Annotated in this window: 17 protein-coding genes and 1 pseudogene; 13 read left to right on the top strand and 5 right to left on the bottom strand. The window is 73.7% G+C overall.

Going from position 1 to position 14,870, the window contains the following annotated elements:
* Positions 1-25 precede the first annotated feature (25 nt).
* Positions 26-712, top strand: coding sequence for a hypothetical protein (locus BM076_RS17570; RefSeq protein ID WP_177246485.1), 687 nt, complete (start codon positions 26-28; stop codon positions 710-712).
* A 27-nt stretch (positions 713-739) separates the two neighbouring features.
* On the opposite strand, the gene ybaK is transcribed toward BM076_RS17570, so the two are convergent.
* The 3 genes and pseudogenes from ybaK to BM076_RS17555 form a co-directional block, all read right to left on the bottom strand.
* Positions 740-1,237, bottom strand: coding sequence for a Cys-tRNA(Pro) deacylase (ybaK, locus tag BM076_RS17565; RefSeq protein ID WP_093714500.1), 498 nt, complete (start codon positions 1,235-1,237; stop codon positions 740-742).
* 66 nt (positions 1,238-1,303) lie between these two features.
* Positions 1,304-2,023 carry an LON peptidase substrate-binding domain-containing protein gene (locus BM076_RS17560; protein WP_093714596.1) on the bottom strand — a complete coding sequence of 240 codons (720 nt, stop codon included), beginning with the start codon at positions 2,021-2,023 and terminating at the stop codon, positions 1,304-1,306.
* An 88-nt stretch (positions 2,024-2,111) separates the two neighbouring features.
* A pseudogene (locus BM076_RS17555) lies at positions 2,112-3,740 on the bottom strand (oxidoreductase).
* Positions 3,741-3,932: 192 nt separating this feature from the next.
* Between BM076_RS17555 and hisD the strand changes: the two are divergent.
* The 8 genes from hisD to hisF all read left to right on the top strand — a co-directional run bounded on the left by hisD (position 3,933) and on the right by hisF (position 9,903).
* Positions 3,933-5,264: a histidinol dehydrogenase gene (gene hisD, locus BM076_RS17550; protein WP_245796123.1), complete on the top strand. Its 1,332-nt coding sequence runs from the start codon at positions 3,933-3,935 to the stop codon at positions 5,262-5,264.
* Complete coding sequence (locus BM076_RS17545; protein ID WP_093714499.1) at positions 5,261-6,505, top strand: histidinol-phosphate transaminase; 1,245 nt, start codon at positions 5,261-5,263, stop codon at positions 6,503-6,505. Before hisD ends, BM076_RS17545 begins: the two co-directional genes overlap by 4 nt.
* A complete protein-coding gene (gene hisB / locus BM076_RS17540) occupies positions 6,502-7,095 on the top strand; it encodes an imidazoleglycerol-phosphate dehydratase HisB (protein ID WP_093714498.1) in 594 nt (197 codons plus the stop codon). Before BM076_RS17545 ends, hisB begins: the two co-directional genes overlap by 4 nt.
* Before the next feature lie 13 nt (positions 7,096-7,108).
* On the top strand, positions 7,109-7,261 hold the full coding sequence (locus BM076_RS36660) for a hypothetical protein (protein WP_177246484.1): 153 nt from the start codon (positions 7,109-7,111) through the stop codon (positions 7,259-7,261).
* A 13-nt stretch (positions 7,262-7,274) separates the two neighbouring features.
* Entirely contained in the window at positions 7,275-7,919 is a 645-nt protein-coding gene (gene hisH, locus BM076_RS17535; protein ID WP_093714497.1) for an imidazole glycerol phosphate synthase subunit HisH, read from the top strand.
* 105 nt (positions 7,920-8,024) lie between these two features.
* The gene (gene priA / locus BM076_RS17530; RefSeq protein WP_093714496.1) at positions 8,025-8,750 is read left to right on the top strand and encodes a bifunctional 1-(5-phosphoribosyl)-5-((5-phosphoribosylamino)methylideneamino)imidazole-4-carboxamide isomerase/phosphoribosylanthranilate isomerase PriA; all 726 of its coding nucleotides are present in this window, start codon (positions 8,025-8,027) and stop codon (positions 8,748-8,750) included.
* Positions 8,747-9,151 carry a Rid family hydrolase gene (locus BM076_RS17525; RefSeq protein WP_093714495.1) on the top strand — a complete coding sequence of 135 codons (405 nt, stop codon included), beginning with the start codon at positions 8,747-8,749 and terminating at the stop codon, positions 9,149-9,151. Before priA ends, BM076_RS17525 begins: the two co-directional genes overlap by 4 nt.
* Positions 9,148-9,903 carry an imidazole glycerol phosphate synthase subunit HisF gene (gene hisF / locus BM076_RS17520; RefSeq protein ID WP_093714494.1) on the top strand — a complete coding sequence of 252 codons (756 nt, stop codon included), beginning with the start codon at positions 9,148-9,150 and terminating at the stop codon, positions 9,901-9,903. The genes BM076_RS17525 and hisF overlap by 4 nt, the downstream gene beginning before the upstream one ends.
* A 77-nt stretch (positions 9,904-9,980) precedes the next feature.
* Here the strand turns inward: hisF and BM076_RS17515 are convergent, their stop codons facing one another.
* Positions 9,981-10,586 (bottom strand): class I SAM-dependent methyltransferase, encoded by a 606-nt coding sequence (locus BM076_RS17515; RefSeq protein WP_093714493.1) that lies wholly within the window; start codon positions 10,584-10,586, stop codon positions 9,981-9,983.
* A 109-nt stretch (positions 10,587-10,695) separates the two neighbouring features.
* On the opposite strand from BM076_RS17515, the gene BM076_RS17510 reads away from it, so the two are divergent.
* The 3 genes from BM076_RS17510 to BM076_RS17500 all read left to right on the top strand — a co-directional run bounded on the left by BM076_RS17510 (position 10,696) and on the right by BM076_RS17500 (position 13,289).
* Positions 10,696-11,304 (top strand): winged helix-turn-helix domain-containing protein, encoded by a 609-nt coding sequence (locus tag BM076_RS17510; protein ID WP_093714492.1) that lies wholly within the window; start codon positions 10,696-10,698, stop codon positions 11,302-11,304.
* A 78-nt stretch (positions 11,305-11,382) separates the two neighbouring features.
* Positions 11,383-12,726 carry an MFS transporter gene (locus tag BM076_RS17505; RefSeq protein WP_093714491.1) on the top strand — a complete coding sequence of 448 codons (1,344 nt, stop codon included), beginning with the start codon at positions 11,383-11,385 and terminating at the stop codon, positions 12,724-12,726.
* 68 nt (positions 12,727-12,794) lie between these two features.
* Positions 12,795-13,289, top strand: coding sequence for an FBP domain-containing protein (locus BM076_RS17500; protein ID WP_093714490.1), 495 nt, complete (start codon positions 12,795-12,797; stop codon positions 13,287-13,289).
* A 57-nt stretch (positions 13,290-13,346) separates the two neighbouring features.
* Here BM076_RS17500 and BM076_RS17495 read toward each other — a convergent pair whose 3' ends face one another.
* Positions 13,347-14,300 (bottom strand): quinone oxidoreductase family protein, encoded by a 954-nt coding sequence (locus BM076_RS17495; RefSeq protein WP_093714489.1) that lies wholly within the window; start codon positions 14,298-14,300, stop codon positions 13,347-13,349.
* A gap of 92 nt (positions 14,301-14,392) precedes the next feature.
* Here BM076_RS17495 and BM076_RS17490 point away from each other — a divergent pair, with 92 nt between their 5' ends.
* Positions 14,393-14,851, top strand: coding sequence for a MarR family winged helix-turn-helix transcriptional regulator (locus BM076_RS17490; RefSeq protein ID WP_093714488.1), 459 nt, complete (start codon positions 14,393-14,395; stop codon positions 14,849-14,851).
* Positions 14,852-14,870 lie beyond the last annotated feature (19 nt).

Below are 14,870 nucleotides of genomic sequence, written 5' to 3'. Positions count from 1 at the left end.
CAGCCAGACCTGGCACGATGGGCAGGTGACCGCACCCCTGACGCCGCATGACCAGCCCCCGCCGTTCCCGCCCTACCCGGGCGGAGGACCCGTCGGCGGCAAGGGGGACGGACCCTCCGTGGCCGTGGAGCTGCGGCGGGCCGCGCTGGTCGCGGTGGCCGTCACGGTGTGCGGGGTGATCCTCGCGCTGCTGTGGGTGTGGCTGTCGCCGCGCATCCCGCTGGTGTCGGACGGCAAGGCCGTCTACCTCAAGGACACCGAGGGCGAGGAGGCGATCGGCAGCGACGGCATGTTCGTGCTGATCTCGCTGGTCCTGGGCGCGCTGACCGCCGTCGGCGTCTTCCTCCGCTACCGCAGGGGCGGTGTCGCGCTGGTGCTGGCGCTCGCGGTCGGCGGTGTGCTCGCCGCCGTCGTCGGCTGGCGGCTCGGCATCGTGCTCGGCCCGACCCGCGACCTCCGCAAGCACGCCATGGACGTCGGCGCCAATGTCGTCTTCGACGGCCCGCTGAAGCTGCGCGCCAAGAGCGCGCTGATCGCCTGGCCCGCGGCGGCGATGCTCGTGCACTCCTGCCTCACCTGGGCGTTCGGCCCGCGCGACCCGGAGCTTCCGCCGTACATCCCGCCGGCCCAGTGGGGCGCACCGCCGCCGCCCGCGCCGCAGCCGCCGAACCCGAATCCGAATTCGAATCCGAACCCGGCGCCGGAGGGCTGAGCACCGGCGCCCCGGCCTCGTACGCGCTCAGGCGCGGGCGATGCCGGCCGTCACCGCCGAGGTGAGCGCCGCCAGATCGGCCGGCGACAGCTCGACCTCAAGGCCCCGCTTGCCCGCCGAGACGAAGACCGTGGGGAAGTCCAGGGCCGAGGCGTCCAGGACCGTCGGCAGCCGTTTGCGCTGCCCCAGCGGCGAGATGCCGCCGACCACATAACCGGTGGCGCGTTCGGCGTCGGCGGGCGGCGCCATCGCGGCGCGCTTGCCGCCCGCCGCTGCCGCCAGCGCCTTGAGGTCGAGCGAGCCCGCGACCGGCACCACCGCGACGGTCAGGGCGCCGTCCACCTCGGCCAGCAGCGTCTTGAAGACCCGGTCGGGCGAGGTGCCGAGCGCGGCGGCGGCCTCGGCCCCGTAGGACAGCTCGGACGCCGGGTCGTGCGCGTAGGCGTGCACGGTGAAGGGCAGGCCCGCCTTCTCCAGCGCGACCGTGGCCGGAGTGCCGCCGGCCGTACGTGCCTTCTTCGCCACGACGGGCTCCCTTTCCTGAAGTGCGGCTTCCCTGGCGCGCGACGCCCCTGATCCGCCGGACCGGCCCTAATTCGCGCTGATCGCCTGATGGGTCAGTTCCACCGCCGGCAGCGACGGCAGCTTGTCGATGACCGCGGTCTCGCGGCGCAGCAGCCGCAGCTCCGCGGTCAGCCGGGCCGCGGTGTCGGCGGCCTCCAGCAGCTCCTGCTTGACCGGGGTCTCCACCACCATGGCGGCGGCCACCAGGTAGGACAGCACGGTCGCGTCGTCCGGGAACTCCTGGCCCGCGGCCAGCGTGCGCTCCCGCGCCCCCGCCAGCCGCTTCTGGTAGGTGCCGAAGACCCGGGAGACCTCGGAGGCCAGCGCGCCCGCGCCGCTGCCCGGCTGATCCGGCAGCTCCTCGAAGGCGCCGGTCAGATACGGGCCGCTCGCGTCCACCGACAGCAGCTTGAAGCGGATCAGGCCGGTGGCCACCAACTCGTAGCCCCCGTCGTCCCGTTCGGCGATGCCGGTCGCGTCGGCGATGCAGCCGTACCCGTACAGCGCGGCGGCCGGGTCGTCACCGAGCCCGGCGGCGGCCCCGGTGTCCCGGCCGTCCTGGCCGGTCGGCGCGACCTCCTGGCCGTTCTTGATGGCGACCACGCCGAAGCGCCGCGGCGCGTTCTCGGGCAGCGTCAGCAGGTCGCCGACGAGTGCGCGGTACCGCTCCTCGAAGACGTTCAGCGGCAGCACCAGGCCGGGGAAGAGCGCCGTACTGAGCGGGAAGAGCGGAAGGCGATCGGTCACAGTGAGCAAGGGTACGGGCAGCACGGCCGCCTTCGTCAGCCACTGTGCCCGCTGCCTCGCGAAAGGCGGCTGATCCGGCCCGGGCGCGTCACCCCCGGCTCAGCAGCCGGGACGCCCCGGCGGCCACCGTGGTGGCCAGCGTCCAGCCGAGCAGGGTGAGCAGCGACGCCACCCACTGGCCGGTCCCCGCCTCCCGCCAGGCGTTGTCCTGGCCGAGGTCGATCACCGGCAGCAGCAGGTCCAGCGCGTACAGGGCGGGGGACCAGTGCGGCCGGTAGCCGTCGTCCGCGGGCGGCGGCTACCGGTGCGCGGCGAAGTACACCGCGCCCAGCGCCCACAGCGCGACCATCCACACCGCCGCCCGGCCCGGCCGGTAGCCGTAGCCGACCGTCACGTCCTGGAGCCGGCCCCAGATCCGCCCGGCGAGCGGCAGCGACTCGCGGCGCCGCCGCTGCTTGGCGAGCAGCACCTCGCGGGCGTGCGCGTCCTCGCCGCCCGCGCGCAGGGCGGCGGCCAGCCGCTCGTACGGGCCCGGGCTGTACTCGGGCGTGGCCGCGTCCAGCCACGCGATCCGGTCCCGCAGCGGGAAGGGCGTCCGCGGGGCGAGCGACTCGTACGAGAAGTCGCCGATGTCGACCCGGCCCGGACCCGGCCAGCTCTGCGGCGCGTCGGTGAGCCGTCCCACGACGGCGCCCGCCAGCGACACCGTGCCGCTCGGCGGCCGGGCCGGCGTCAGCCGCAGCTCGGGCGTCTGGAGCCGCCGCAGCGACAACTGCTGCCCCTCGCCCAGCCGGAACACGGCCCGGTTGACGATCACCGCGTTCCCGACCCGCGCGTCGTCCAGCCGTACCCCGCCCTCCGCCCTGAACTCCCTGCGGGCGGCGCGCGCGGTCGGCGGTGCGGCGCCGGGGGCCGTCGCCGCGCCGCCGTCGTCGCCGCCGTCGTCGTCCGTCGCGCCCGCGGCGCGGTCCGCGGGGTCGGCCGCCGGGTCGGCCGCGTCGATGTCGGGTGCCGTGCCCGTCGAGCCGGACGACGGCCAGCTCGTGCTCAGGTAGACGGTGTGCTCGACCGTCACGCGGGCCGCGTTGAGGGCGTCGCGGCCGTACGGATTGCGCAGGGTGCAGCCGCGCAGATTCAGACGGCCGCCGATCCGGGCGCTGCGCAGGCTGAACTCACCGCGCACGTCCATGAGTTCGGCGTCCAGGTCCTGGCCGACGGTGAGGCCGTCGGCGGCGATGGCGCGGCCGTGCCGGTCGCGGCGGACGGTGAGCTGATTGAGCAGCAGGTCGGTGCCGATCTGCGCGTCGGTCAGCCGGATGCCGCCGGTGATCACGCACTGCGGCAGATGCAGGTCCCCGGTGATCTGCAGCCGCGCCGCCTCGAGGCGCGGGATCAGGCAGTGCACCAGCCGCATGCTGCCCGCCCGGCACTCCGGCAGCAGCAGCTGGTCGTCGAAGCGGCAGCCGTCGAACTGCGCGTACGGCGTGACCGTGCCGCCGGCCAGCGAGAGCCGCCCGCTGATCCGTACGCCCGCCAGCTTCAGCCCGGTCACCCGGCCGGGCTCCGGCGGCGGCCCGTCCAGCAGCAGTTGCGCCACCGCGTCGGCGCGTACCGTGCGCTCCGGTCCCCAGGAGCCGCCCGCGGCCACCGGATCGTCGTCCTCGGCGCGGCCGGTGCGCAGGTCGTGGCTGCCGCCGTGCCGGAACGCCCGCCACATGCCCTGCTCGGCCGCCGTCCAGTCGTCCGGCGGCTCGTGCGCGCGCTGCTCGCTCACCCGTCCCCCTCCAAGCGTCGGCGCACACCGTAGCGGAGCCCCGCGCCGGCCCGGGCACCCCCGGTGGACGGGCCGTATCACGGAGTGGAACCGCGGAACGTCCCCCATGCCCGGGTCTCTACACTTGGCAGCGTGATCTCCCGAATCGATCTGCCCCGCCTCGACCTGCGCGGTGCCGCCTTCCCCGAGGGCGGGATCGACCGCGACCTGCTGCCCCGAGCCGAGTTCGACGTGGAGGCCGCGCTGCATGCCGTGCGGCCCATCTGCGACGACGTACGCCATCGGGGCACGGCCGCGGTGATCGAGTACGGCGAGCGGTTCGACGGGGTGAGGCTGGACCGGCTGCGGGTGTCGGAGCAGGCGCTGCGGGACGCGCTGGCCGCGCTCGACCCCGCGGTGCGCGCGGCCCTGGAGGAGTCCATCCGCCGCGCCCGCCTGGTCCACGGCGACCAGCGCCGGCAGGACGTCACCACCCAGGTCGTGCCCGGCGGCACGGTCACCGAGAAGTGGCTGCCGGTGCAGCGGGTCGGCCTGTACGTGCCCGGCGGCATCGCCGTCTACCCGTCGTCCGTGGTGATGAACGTGGTGCCGGCCCAGGAGGCCGGGGTCGAGGGCATCGCGGTGGCCTCGCCCCCGCAGAAGGAATTCGGCGGCTCCCCGCACCCCACCATCCTCGCCGCCTGCGCCCTGCTCGGCGTCACCGAGGTGTACGCGGCCGGCGGCGCCCAGGCCGTCGCGATGTTCGCGTACGGCACCGACGAGTGCCGTCCGGTCAATCTCGTCACCGGCCCCGGCAACATCTATGTGGCCGCCGCCAAGCGCCTGCTCAAGGGCCGGATCGGCATCGACGCCGAGGCCGGACCCACCGAGATCGCGATCCTCGCCGACGACACCGCGGACCCCGGCTACGTCGCCGCCGACCTGATCAGCCAGGCCGAGCACGACCCGCTGGCCGCCGCCGTCCTGGTCACCACCTCGCCGGAGCTGGCCGACGCGGTCGGCAAGGAGGTGGAGGCCCAGGTGGCCGCCACCCGACACACCGACCGGATCACCGCCGCGCTCACCGGCCGCCAGTCCGCGGTCGTCCTCGTCGACACCCTCGACCGGGGCCTGGAAGTCGTGGACGCCTACGCCGCCGAGCACCTGGAGATCCAGACCGCGGACGCCGCCGCCGTCGCCGCCCGGGTGCGCAACGCCGGCGCGATCTTCGTCGGCCCGCACGCGCCCGTCTCGCTCGGCGACTACTGCGCGGGCTCCAACCACGTCCTGCCCACCGGCGGCTGCGCCTGCCACTCCTCGGGCCTGTCCGTGCAGTCCTTCCTGCGCGGCATCCACGTCGTGGACTACTCCCGCCAGGCGCTCGCCGAGGTCGCCCACCACGTGGTGACGCTCGCCGACGCCGAGGACCTGCCCGCGCACGGCGCGGCCGTCACCGCCAGGTTCGCGGGGGAGGTGCCCACGCCGTGACCGGTATCGACGACCTCCCCGTCCGCGACGAACTGCGCGGCCAGTTCCCGTACGGCGCCCCGCAGCTCGACGTGCCGGTGCGGCTGAACACCAACGAGAATCCGTATCCGCTGCCCGAGGAACTGGTCGCGCGGATCGCCGAGCGGGTCACCGAGGCCGCCAGGCAGCTCAACCGCTACCCGGACCGCGACGCCGTCGAGCTGCGCGTCGCGCTGGCCGACTACCTGTCGCGGAGCGCGGGGCACTCCGTCGGCGTCGACCAGGTGTGGGCCGCCAACGGCTCCAACGAGGTCATCCAGCAACTGCTCCAGACCTTCGGCGGCCCCGGCAGGACCGCGATCGGCTTCGAGCCGTCGTATTCGATGCACGCGCTGATCTCGCGCGGCACCGGCACCGGCTGGATCTCCGGGCCGCGCACCGAGGACTTCCGGATCGACGTGGACGCGGCGGTCGGCGAGATCGAACGGCTCCGCCCCGACGTGGTGTTCATCTGCTCGCCGAACAATCCGACCGGCACCGCCGTGGACGCCGCGACCGTCCTCGCGCTGTACGAGGCCGCGCAGGCCGCCAAGCCGTCGATGGTGATCGTGGACGAGGCGTACGGCGAGTTCTCGCACCGCCCGTCGCTGCTGCCGCTGATCGAGGGCCGCCCGCACCTGGTGCTGACCCGCACGATGTCCAAGGCGTTCGGCGCCGCCGGACTGCGGCTGGGCTATCTGGCCGCCGACCCGGCCGTGGTGGACGCGGTGCAGCTGGTCCGGCTGCCGTACCACCTGTCCTCGGTCACCCAGGCCACCGCGCTCGCCGCGCTGGAGCACACCCACACCCTCCTCGGCTACGTCCAGCAGCTCAAGGACGAACGGGACCGGCTGGTCGCCGAGCTGACCGCGATCGGCTGCGAGGTCACCGAGTCCGACGCGAATTTCGTGCAGTTCGGCCGCTTCGCCGACAGCCACGCCGCCTGGCAGGCGATCCTCGACCGCGGGGTCCTCGTCCGGGACAACGGCGTGCCCGGGTGGCTGCGGGTCTCCGCGGGCACCCCGGCCGAGAACGACGCGTTCCTCGACGCCGTCAGGAGCGTCGTCAAGGAGCACCTCGGCATCACCGCGGAACACGGCGGCACCGAGCACCTCGGCGGCACCGAGCACCTCGGCTTCGCCGAACACCTCGGCGTCGTCGTGGAACACCGCGTCACCGGCGAACACAGCGAACCGACAGATCAGAGCGAGGAGTCCGCATGACCCGCGTGGGCCGCGTGGAACGCACCACCAAGGAAACCTCCGTCGTCGTCGAGATCGACCTGGACGGCACCGGGCAGGTGGCCGTCTCGACGGGTGTGGGCTTCTACGACCACATGCTCGACCAGCTCGGCAGGCACGGCCTGTTCGACCTGTCGGTGAAGACCGAGGGCGACCTGCACATCGACACGCACCACACGATCGAGGACACCGCGCTGGCGCTCGGTGCCGCGTTCAAGCAGGCGCTCGGCGACAAGGTCGGCATCTACCGCTTCGGGAACTGCACGGTGCCGCTGGACGAATCGCTCGCCCAGGTCACCGTGGACCTCTCCGGCCGCCCCTACCTGGTGCACACCGAGCCGGAGAACATGGCGCCGATGATCGGCTCCTACGACACCACGATGACCCGGCACATCCTGGAGTCCTTCGTCGCCCAGGCGCAGATCGCCCTGCACGTCCACGTCCCGTACGGGCGCAACGCGCACCACATCGTGGAGTGCCAGTTCAAGGCGCTGGCCCGCGCCCTGCGCTACGCCAGCGAGCGCGACCCGCGCGCCGCCGGCATCCTGCCGTCGACCAAGGGGGCGCTGTGAACGGAAAGAAGCTGTGAACACCTACTCCACGCTCTTCATCCTGCTCGGTCTCTTCCTCGCCGGCGGCGTCTACTCCTTCTGGCAGCAGAAGCAGTCCAAGAGCCTGATCGCGATCCTGGCCATCGGCTCCGTGATGGCGCTGGCGGCCGGGCTCCTCCAGCTCTAGCGGGAAGGACCCCATGGCTGCGAACCCCAAGAGCGTCGTCGTCCTCGACTACGGTTTCGGCAACATCCGCTCCGCCGAGCGGGCCCTGGCCCGGGCCGGCGCCGAGGTGGAGATCACCGCCGACTACGACAGGGCGATGAACGCCGACGGACTGCTGGTCCCCGGCGTCGGCGCCTTCGCCGCCTGCATGGCGGGCCTGAAGGACGTGCGCGGCGACTGGATCGTCGGCCGCCGGCTGTCCGGCGGGCGGCCGGTGCTGGGCATCTGCGTCGGTATGCAGATCCTCTTCGCACGCGGCATCGAGCACGGCGTGGAGACCGACGGGCTCGACGAGTGGCCCGGCACCGTCGAACCGCTGAAGGCGCCCGTCGTGCCGCACATGGGCTGGAACACGGTGCGCCCGCCCGCCGACTCCCGGCAGTTCGCGGGGCTCGACGCCGACGCCCGCTTCTACTTCGTGCACTCCTACGCGGTGCGCGAATGGTCGCTGGACACCCACAATCCGTCGATCCGCGCGCCCAAGGTCACCTGGGCCACGCACGGCGAGCCGTTCGTGGCCGCGGTGGAGAACGGCGCGCTGTGGGCGACCCAGTTCCACCCGGAGAAGTCCGGCGACGCCGGCGCCCAGCTGCTCACCAACTGGCTCGACACCCTCTGAGCGGCGCCGCGGGACCCGCCCTCCGCGCACCGCATCCCCATCTCCCTTTCACCGCAATCCTTCGACATCTCTTCGACATCCCTTCGACGACCAGGACGCAACGCGATGAACAGGCTCGAACTCCTCCCCGCCGTCGACGTCCGGGACGGCCAGGCCGTCCGCCTCGTGCACGGCGAGTCCGGATCCGAGACGTCCTACGGCGACCCGCACGCCGCCGCGCTGGCCTGGCAGGCGGCGGGCGCGCAGTGGCTGCATCTGGTGGACCTCGACGCGGCCTTCGGCACCGGCGACAACCGGGCGCAGATCGCCGAGGTCGCCCGCTCGATGGACATCAAGGTCGAGCTGTCCGGCGGCATCCGCGACGACGACACGCTCGCCGCGGCGCTCGCCACCGGATGCACCCGGGTCAATCTGGGCACGGCCGCGCTGGAGACCCCGGAGTGGGTCGCCAAGGTCATCGCCGAGCACGGCGACCGGATCGCGGTCGGCCTCGACGTCCGCGGCACGACGCTGCGCGGCCGCGGCTGGACCCGGGACGGCGGCGACCTGTACGAGACGCTGGCCCGGCTGGACTCCGAGGGCTGCGCCCGTTACGTCGTCACCGACATCGCCAAGGACGGCACGCTCCAGGGCCCCAACCTCGAACTGCTCGCCGGGGTCTGCGCGGCCACCGACCGGCCGGTGGTCGCCTCCGGTGGCGTTTCGTCCCTTGACGATCTGCGGGCCATCGCTTCTCTTGTTCCGCAGGGCGTGGAGGGTGCGATTGTCGGAAAGGCGCTCTACGCCAAGGCGTTCACCTTGGAAGAGGCCCTGGAGGCGGTATCACGATGACCGAGACCCCTGCCGTACGGCGCGAACAGTCCGACAGCCCGCTGGAGGAGACCATCGGCTTCGCCCGCGCCGTCGCGGCGGGGGACCGGGTCCTGGTGTCCGGCACCATGCCCCTGGTCGACGGCGCGGTACGCGGCGAGGGCAGCCCGTACGAGCAGGCGCTGCTCGCCTTCCGCAACGCGCTGGCGGCGGTCGAGCCGTTCGGCCTCGGCCCGGACAGCGTGATCCGCACGCGTATGTACATCAGCCACGCCAGGGACGCCGACGACGTCGGCCGCGCCCACCGGGAGCTGTTCGGGGCCGTACGGCCGGCCGCCACCATGGTCGTGGTGGCCGGGTTCACCGACTCCCGGATCCTGGTCGAGGTGGAGATCGAAGCCTACAGAGGAGCCGTCGGATGACCCTCGCGGTCCGAGTCATCCCCTGCCTCGACGTGGACAACGGCCGCGTCGTCAAGGGGGTCAACTTCCAGAATCTGCGGGACGCCGGCGACCCGGTGGAAATGGCCAAGCTGTACGACGCCGAGGGCGCCGACGAGCTGACCTTCCTCGACATCACCGCGTCCTCCGGCGACCGGGAGACCACGTACGACGTGGTCCGCCGCACCGCCGAGCAGGTCTTCATCCCGCTGACCGTGGGCGGCGGGGTGCGCACCGCCGACGACGTGGACCGGCTGCTGCGCGCGGGCGCGGACAAGGTCGGCGTCAACACCGCGGCCATCGCCAGGCCCGAGCTGATCCGGGAGATCGCCGAGCGCTTCGGCCGCCAGGTGCTGGTGCTGTCGGTGGACGCCCGGCGCACGCCCGAGGGGACCTTCGAGGTCACCACGCACGGCGGGCGGCGCGGCACCGGCATCGACGCGGTGGAGTGGGCGCAGCGCGCCGCCGACCTGGGCGCGGGCGAGATCCTGCTCAATTCGATGGACGCGGACGGCACCAAGGACGGCTACGACACGGAGATGATCGCGGCCGTACGGGAACGGGTGACCGTCCCGGTGATCGCCTCCGGCGGCGCGGGCCGGCTCGCGGACTTCGCGCCCGCGGTGGCCGCGGGCGCCGACGCGGTACTGGCGGCGTCGGTCTTCCACTTCGGCGATCTGCGGATCGGCGAGGTCAAGTCGGCGCTGCGGGAGGCCGGCCACCCGGTGCGCTGAGCCCCTTTTTCCGGGCTCCTACGGTCGCCCCGCGCGGTCCTCTACGGTCGCCCCGCGCGGTTCCGGCCGGCCCCGGCTCAGTCCGCGCGGCGGGTGCAGACCAGCGCCGCCAGGTCGGGGGCGAGCGGGATCTCCACCGAGCGCAGCGCCGGATGCTCCAGCCAGTGCAGCCGCGCCCGGTCGGGCCGCCCGTCGTGCACGGGCGGCCGGCCGACGGCGGGCGTAAAGTCGTCCACGACGAGCACGCCGCCGGGCCGCAGCAGCTCCACCGGGTCGGCCGCAGGACCGCCGTCCTTTCCCTGGCCGCCGCCGTCGAGGACCAGCAGGTCGAACGGGCCGTGCGCGGCGATGGCCGTCCAGTCGCCGCATTCGACCGTGACCTGCGGGGCCAGCTCCGAGTAGAGCCAGGCCGCCTTCGCGGCCCGCTCCGGGTCGCGCTCGACGCTCACCGCGGTGGCGTCGGCCCGCATCCCGGTGACCAGCCAGCCCAGCCCCACCCCGAGTCCGGTGCCGGTCTCGCCGATACGGTGCGCGCCCGCGGCGAGCGCCCGCAGCAGCCTGCCCTGCTCGGGGCGGCAGGAGTACGGGAAGCCGAGCTGCCGCGCGGTGCGCGCGGCGCGTTCGACCAGCGGCGGCAGGTCGCCGGGGCCGCGGAGATGCGCGCGGGTGCCGTCGAGTGACATGGCCGCCATCCTGCCGGGGGCGACGGGCCCGCGGCCGGGGAACAGATGAGAAAGAGAAGTTGCGCAAATTCCGTTGCGCAATTTTTCTTTCGTATCTACCGTGGTGAGCATGCCGGACAACGACGACACCCCGCGGCCCGAGGCCCAGCGCATCACCGATCTCGACGCGCTGAAGGTCTTCACACACCCGCTGCGCATCCAGCTCTACCGCGCCCTGTTCACCGCGCGGTCCGCCACCGCCTCGCAGCTGGCGGACCAGGTGGACGAGGCGGTGTCGCTGGTCAGCTACCACCTGCGCAAGCTCGCCGCGCACGGCTTCATCGTCGAGGCGCCGGAGAAGGGCAGCGACGGCCGCGAGCGCTGGTGGAAGCTCTCCTCCGAGCGCGGCTTCTCCTTCCGCAGCGCGGACTTCGCCGACCGGCCCGAGGGCGCCGCGGTGCTCAACGAGGTCACCAGGCAGCTGCTGGCGACCCGCGCCGAGCGCTACGAGCAGTATCTGAACCAGCAGGGCGCCTGGCCCGCGCAGTGGTCGGACGCCGCCTTCAGCTCCGAGTACATGCCGCGGCTGACCGCCCCGGAACTGCGGGAGATGGCCGAGGAGATCGGCGAGCTGATGCGGCGCTGGGCCGACCGCGGCACGGCCGCGGACGACGCCGGCGACACCGAGGGCCGGGAATTCGTCGCCGTGCAGATGTACGGCTTCCCCTTCCGCCCGTAGCGACCCGGCCCCCGCAGGTCCCGTCCGCGCACCACCGGCAGCCCCGTTCCGTACGCCATGCCCAGGGAGGGCCGCACCATGACCGCGACCGCGATATCCGCCCCGCCCGACCGGCCCGCCCACAAGGACCGCAACGTGCTGCGCTGGCTGGCCGCGTACACCGCGTCCATGCTCGGCGACAGCGTCTACTTCCTCGCCCTCGGCTTCGCCGCCGCCAAGGTCGCGCCGCCGACGCAGGTCGGCCTGGTGATGGCGGCGGGCGCGGTGCCGCGCGCCGCGCTGATGCTCGGCGGGGGAGTGGTCGCCGACCGCTTCGGGCCGCGCCGGGTGGTGATCGGCAGCGACGCGGTGCGCTGCGCGCTGATCCTCGGCGCGGCCGCGGCGCTCGCCCTGGCCTCGCCGGGCCTGTGGCTGCTGGTCGTCGTCGCGCTGCTCTTCGGCGTCGTGGACGCGCTCTTCATGCCCGCGGTGGGCGCGCTGCCGCCGCGGATCGTCGCTCCCGACCAGCTGATGCGGCTCCAGGGCATGCGTGCCCTGACCATCCGCTTCGGCACCATCGTCGGGCCGCCGGCCGGCGGCCTCGTGATGGGCCTCGGCGGCGCCACCGCCGCCTTCACCGTGGCGGGCCTGCTCTTCGCCACATCCGTGCCGCTGCTGGTCACCACCCGGATCGGCCCGCTGCCGTCCCCGTCGTCCGGCGAACCGGCGAAGACCGGCCGGGACAGCGGCGCCTGGCGGGAACTGGTCGACGGGCTGCGCTACGTACGCCGCCACCGGCTGGTCGGACCGCTGGTCGTCTCCGGCGCGCTCTGTGAACTGGGCCTGGTCGGCCCGCTCAACGTCGGCATGGTGCTGCTCACCCAGAACCGCGGCTGGGGTTCCACCGGCTACGGCTGGATCATCGCGTGCTTCGGCGCGGGCGCGGCGGCCGGCGCGCTGCTGCTCACCGTACGGGGGCGGATCGCGCGGGCCGGGGCTGTGCAGATCGGCACCCTCTTCGCCGGGTCCGCGGGCGTCGGCCTGATCGGCGTGGTGCCCGCGCTGCCGCTCGCGGTCGCCGTCGCCCTGGCCACCGGGCTGCTCTGCGGTATCTGCGGGGGCCTTGGCTACGCCCTCGTCCAGTCGGCCGCCGAGGCCGCCTACCTCGGCCGGGTCACCTCCGTGATGAGCCTGAGCAGCTTCGGCCTCGCGCCGCTCGCCTACCCCCTGTTCGGCGCGGCCGTCGGCCTCTGGGGCGCGGGCCCGGTCTTCCTGGCCAGCGCCGGCCTCGGGATGACCGGAGGTCTGCTCGGTCTGCTCACGCCCGCGGTCCGGGCGGCGGAACTGCCGCGCAAGGCGGGCGCGGCTCCGGAGGAGGGCGCCGCGGACGCCGCCGACTCCGCGGACCGTACGCCGGAGCCTGCCGGCGCCGCCCGCGGCTGACCTGCTGACCGCCTGACCGGCGGAAAATGCTGTGACGGGTGCGGGGGAGCGCTGTTAGCTTCGCGTCCATGGACCCCCTCGGTGAAGCAGACATCCGCAATTCGTTCGTCAACTGCTCGAAGGGGGAGGCCAAGCGGATCAGCCTGCCGCGTGACCTGGGCGAGCTGCCGTGGGCCGACCTGGACTTCCTCGGCTGGCGCGACCCGGGCGCCCGTGACCGGGCCTATCTCGTACGTCCCGGTGCCGAGCCGCTCGGCATCACCCTCCGGGTCGCCCCCGGTGCCCGCCGCAATCTGCTGCGCAGCAGCCTCTGTTCGCTCTGCCTGACCGGGCACTCCGGCGGTGGGGTCGACCTCCTCGCCGCCCCGCTCGCCGGCCCCGCCGGCCGCCAGGGCAACACCGTCGCTCTCTACATGTGCGCCGACCTCGCGTGCCCGCTCTATGTCCGTGGGAAGAAGGGTTCCGCCCTGGTCAAGCGGCTCGAGGAGACCCTCACCCTGGAAGAGCAGATTTCCCGTACTCTCCGCAACCTGGACGCCTTCCTGGCCAAAGTCACTGCGTGACGGCACCTCTGCGCACGGGGATGCCCCTATCGGGCACCCCTCTCCGGAGGAGGCGGGTTACCGCGGGGTGAGGACGAGGCGGGTGCCCGGGGCGGCGGGAGCGGTCCAGGCGGATTCGACGTCCGCGAGGGGGACGGACCGGGCCGAGACGGCGAGAGAGGGAAGCTCGGCGATGAGGGAAGGGAGTTCGGCGACGATACCCGCCGCGGTGACCGAGCCCTGCCCGCTGCCGAGAATGCGGAGATTCGCGGCCCGCAGCACGAACGACGGCAAGGCGATCTCCGCCCCGGCCACGGACCCGATCTGGACCCAGTCGAGCGCCGCGCTCCGGTCCGCCCGCCGCTTCAGAAGAGCGGGCATGGCCCGCTGCGTGGGCTCGCCCCAGGTGTAGTCGATCACGACGTCGACATCCGCCGCGGCCGCCCCCAGCCGCTCCGCGGCTTCCTCGGGGTCGCCTGCGAGGGAGACGGTCTCCGTGGCACCGAGGTCACCGAGCAGACCGAGCCGGTCCGCGTCGCGCCCGGCGGCAACGACCCGCGCCGCCCCGAGACGGCGGGCGATCTGCACGGCCATCTGCCCGGCGTTGCCGGTCGCGCCGAGCACGAGCACGCTCTGCCCCGCCCGGAAGGAGATCCGGCGGCGCAGCGCGACCCAGGAGGACATCGCCGGGTTCATGGCGGCGGCGACCACCACCGGATCGGCGTCCGCGGGCAGCGCGACGGCGCGCCGCGGGTCGACGAGCGCCTGCTCGGCCATGGTGCCGGGCACGTCGTCCCCGGCGACGAAGTAGACGCTGCTGCCGTCGGGCAGCCGCCCGACACCGTCGACCCCCGGAACGAGCGGCAGCTTCCCGTCGCTGGTGTAATGCGTGCCCGCGGCACCCGAGCGGACCCGCGGGTGCAGTCCGGCGGCGAGCACGTCCACCAGGACGTGCCCGTCACCGGGCCGCGGGGCCTCGAACTCCTCGTAGCGCGGCGGGTGGTCGAACGAGCGGACGACGGCGGCGTACATGACGACTCCTCACGGAAGGCGGCGCACGGACTTAGTACGTGACACCAACCAAATTAATTGGTGCCACGTACTAAGTCAAGTACGATGGGGCCATGCCGACCGACACCGCACCCGCGGACCCGCCCGCCCAAGCCCCTGACCTGGGGATCGTCGACAGCCTGGCCCAGCTGTCCTTCCTGGTGCAGGGCGCCCTCGCCAAGGTCGCGGCCGAGCTGGGCCTGTCCGTGATCCAGCTCCGCCTGCTGGGCGTGCTGCGCGACCGGGAGCCCGGGATGCAGGAGCTGGCCCGCCATCTGGAGCTGGACAAGTCCAGCGTCACCGGTCTCGTGGACCGGGCCGAGCGTCGCGGACTGGTGCGCCGCGCGCCGTCACCGCGCGACCGCCGCGCCGTCCAGGTGACGCTGACGGACGAGGGGCGGGCGGCGGCCCGGGCGCTGGAGGAGGACGCGGGCCGACGGATCCGGGCGCTCGCCGCGCACCTCGGCGACGAGCAGCGCGCCGCGCTCTCCCGCCTCGCGAGCACGCTGGTGGCCGGCGCCACCGCGGTCTGAGGCGGCGCCGGTAGGGGAG

Source organism: Actinacidiphila alni, assembly GCF_900112845.1.
Taxonomy (GTDB): domain Bacteria; phylum Actinomycetota; class Actinomycetes; order Streptomycetales; family Streptomycetaceae; genus Actinacidiphila; species Actinacidiphila alni.
Note: the sequence above shows the minus strand (reverse complement) of the source record. Positions and strands in the feature narration are given on the sequence as shown.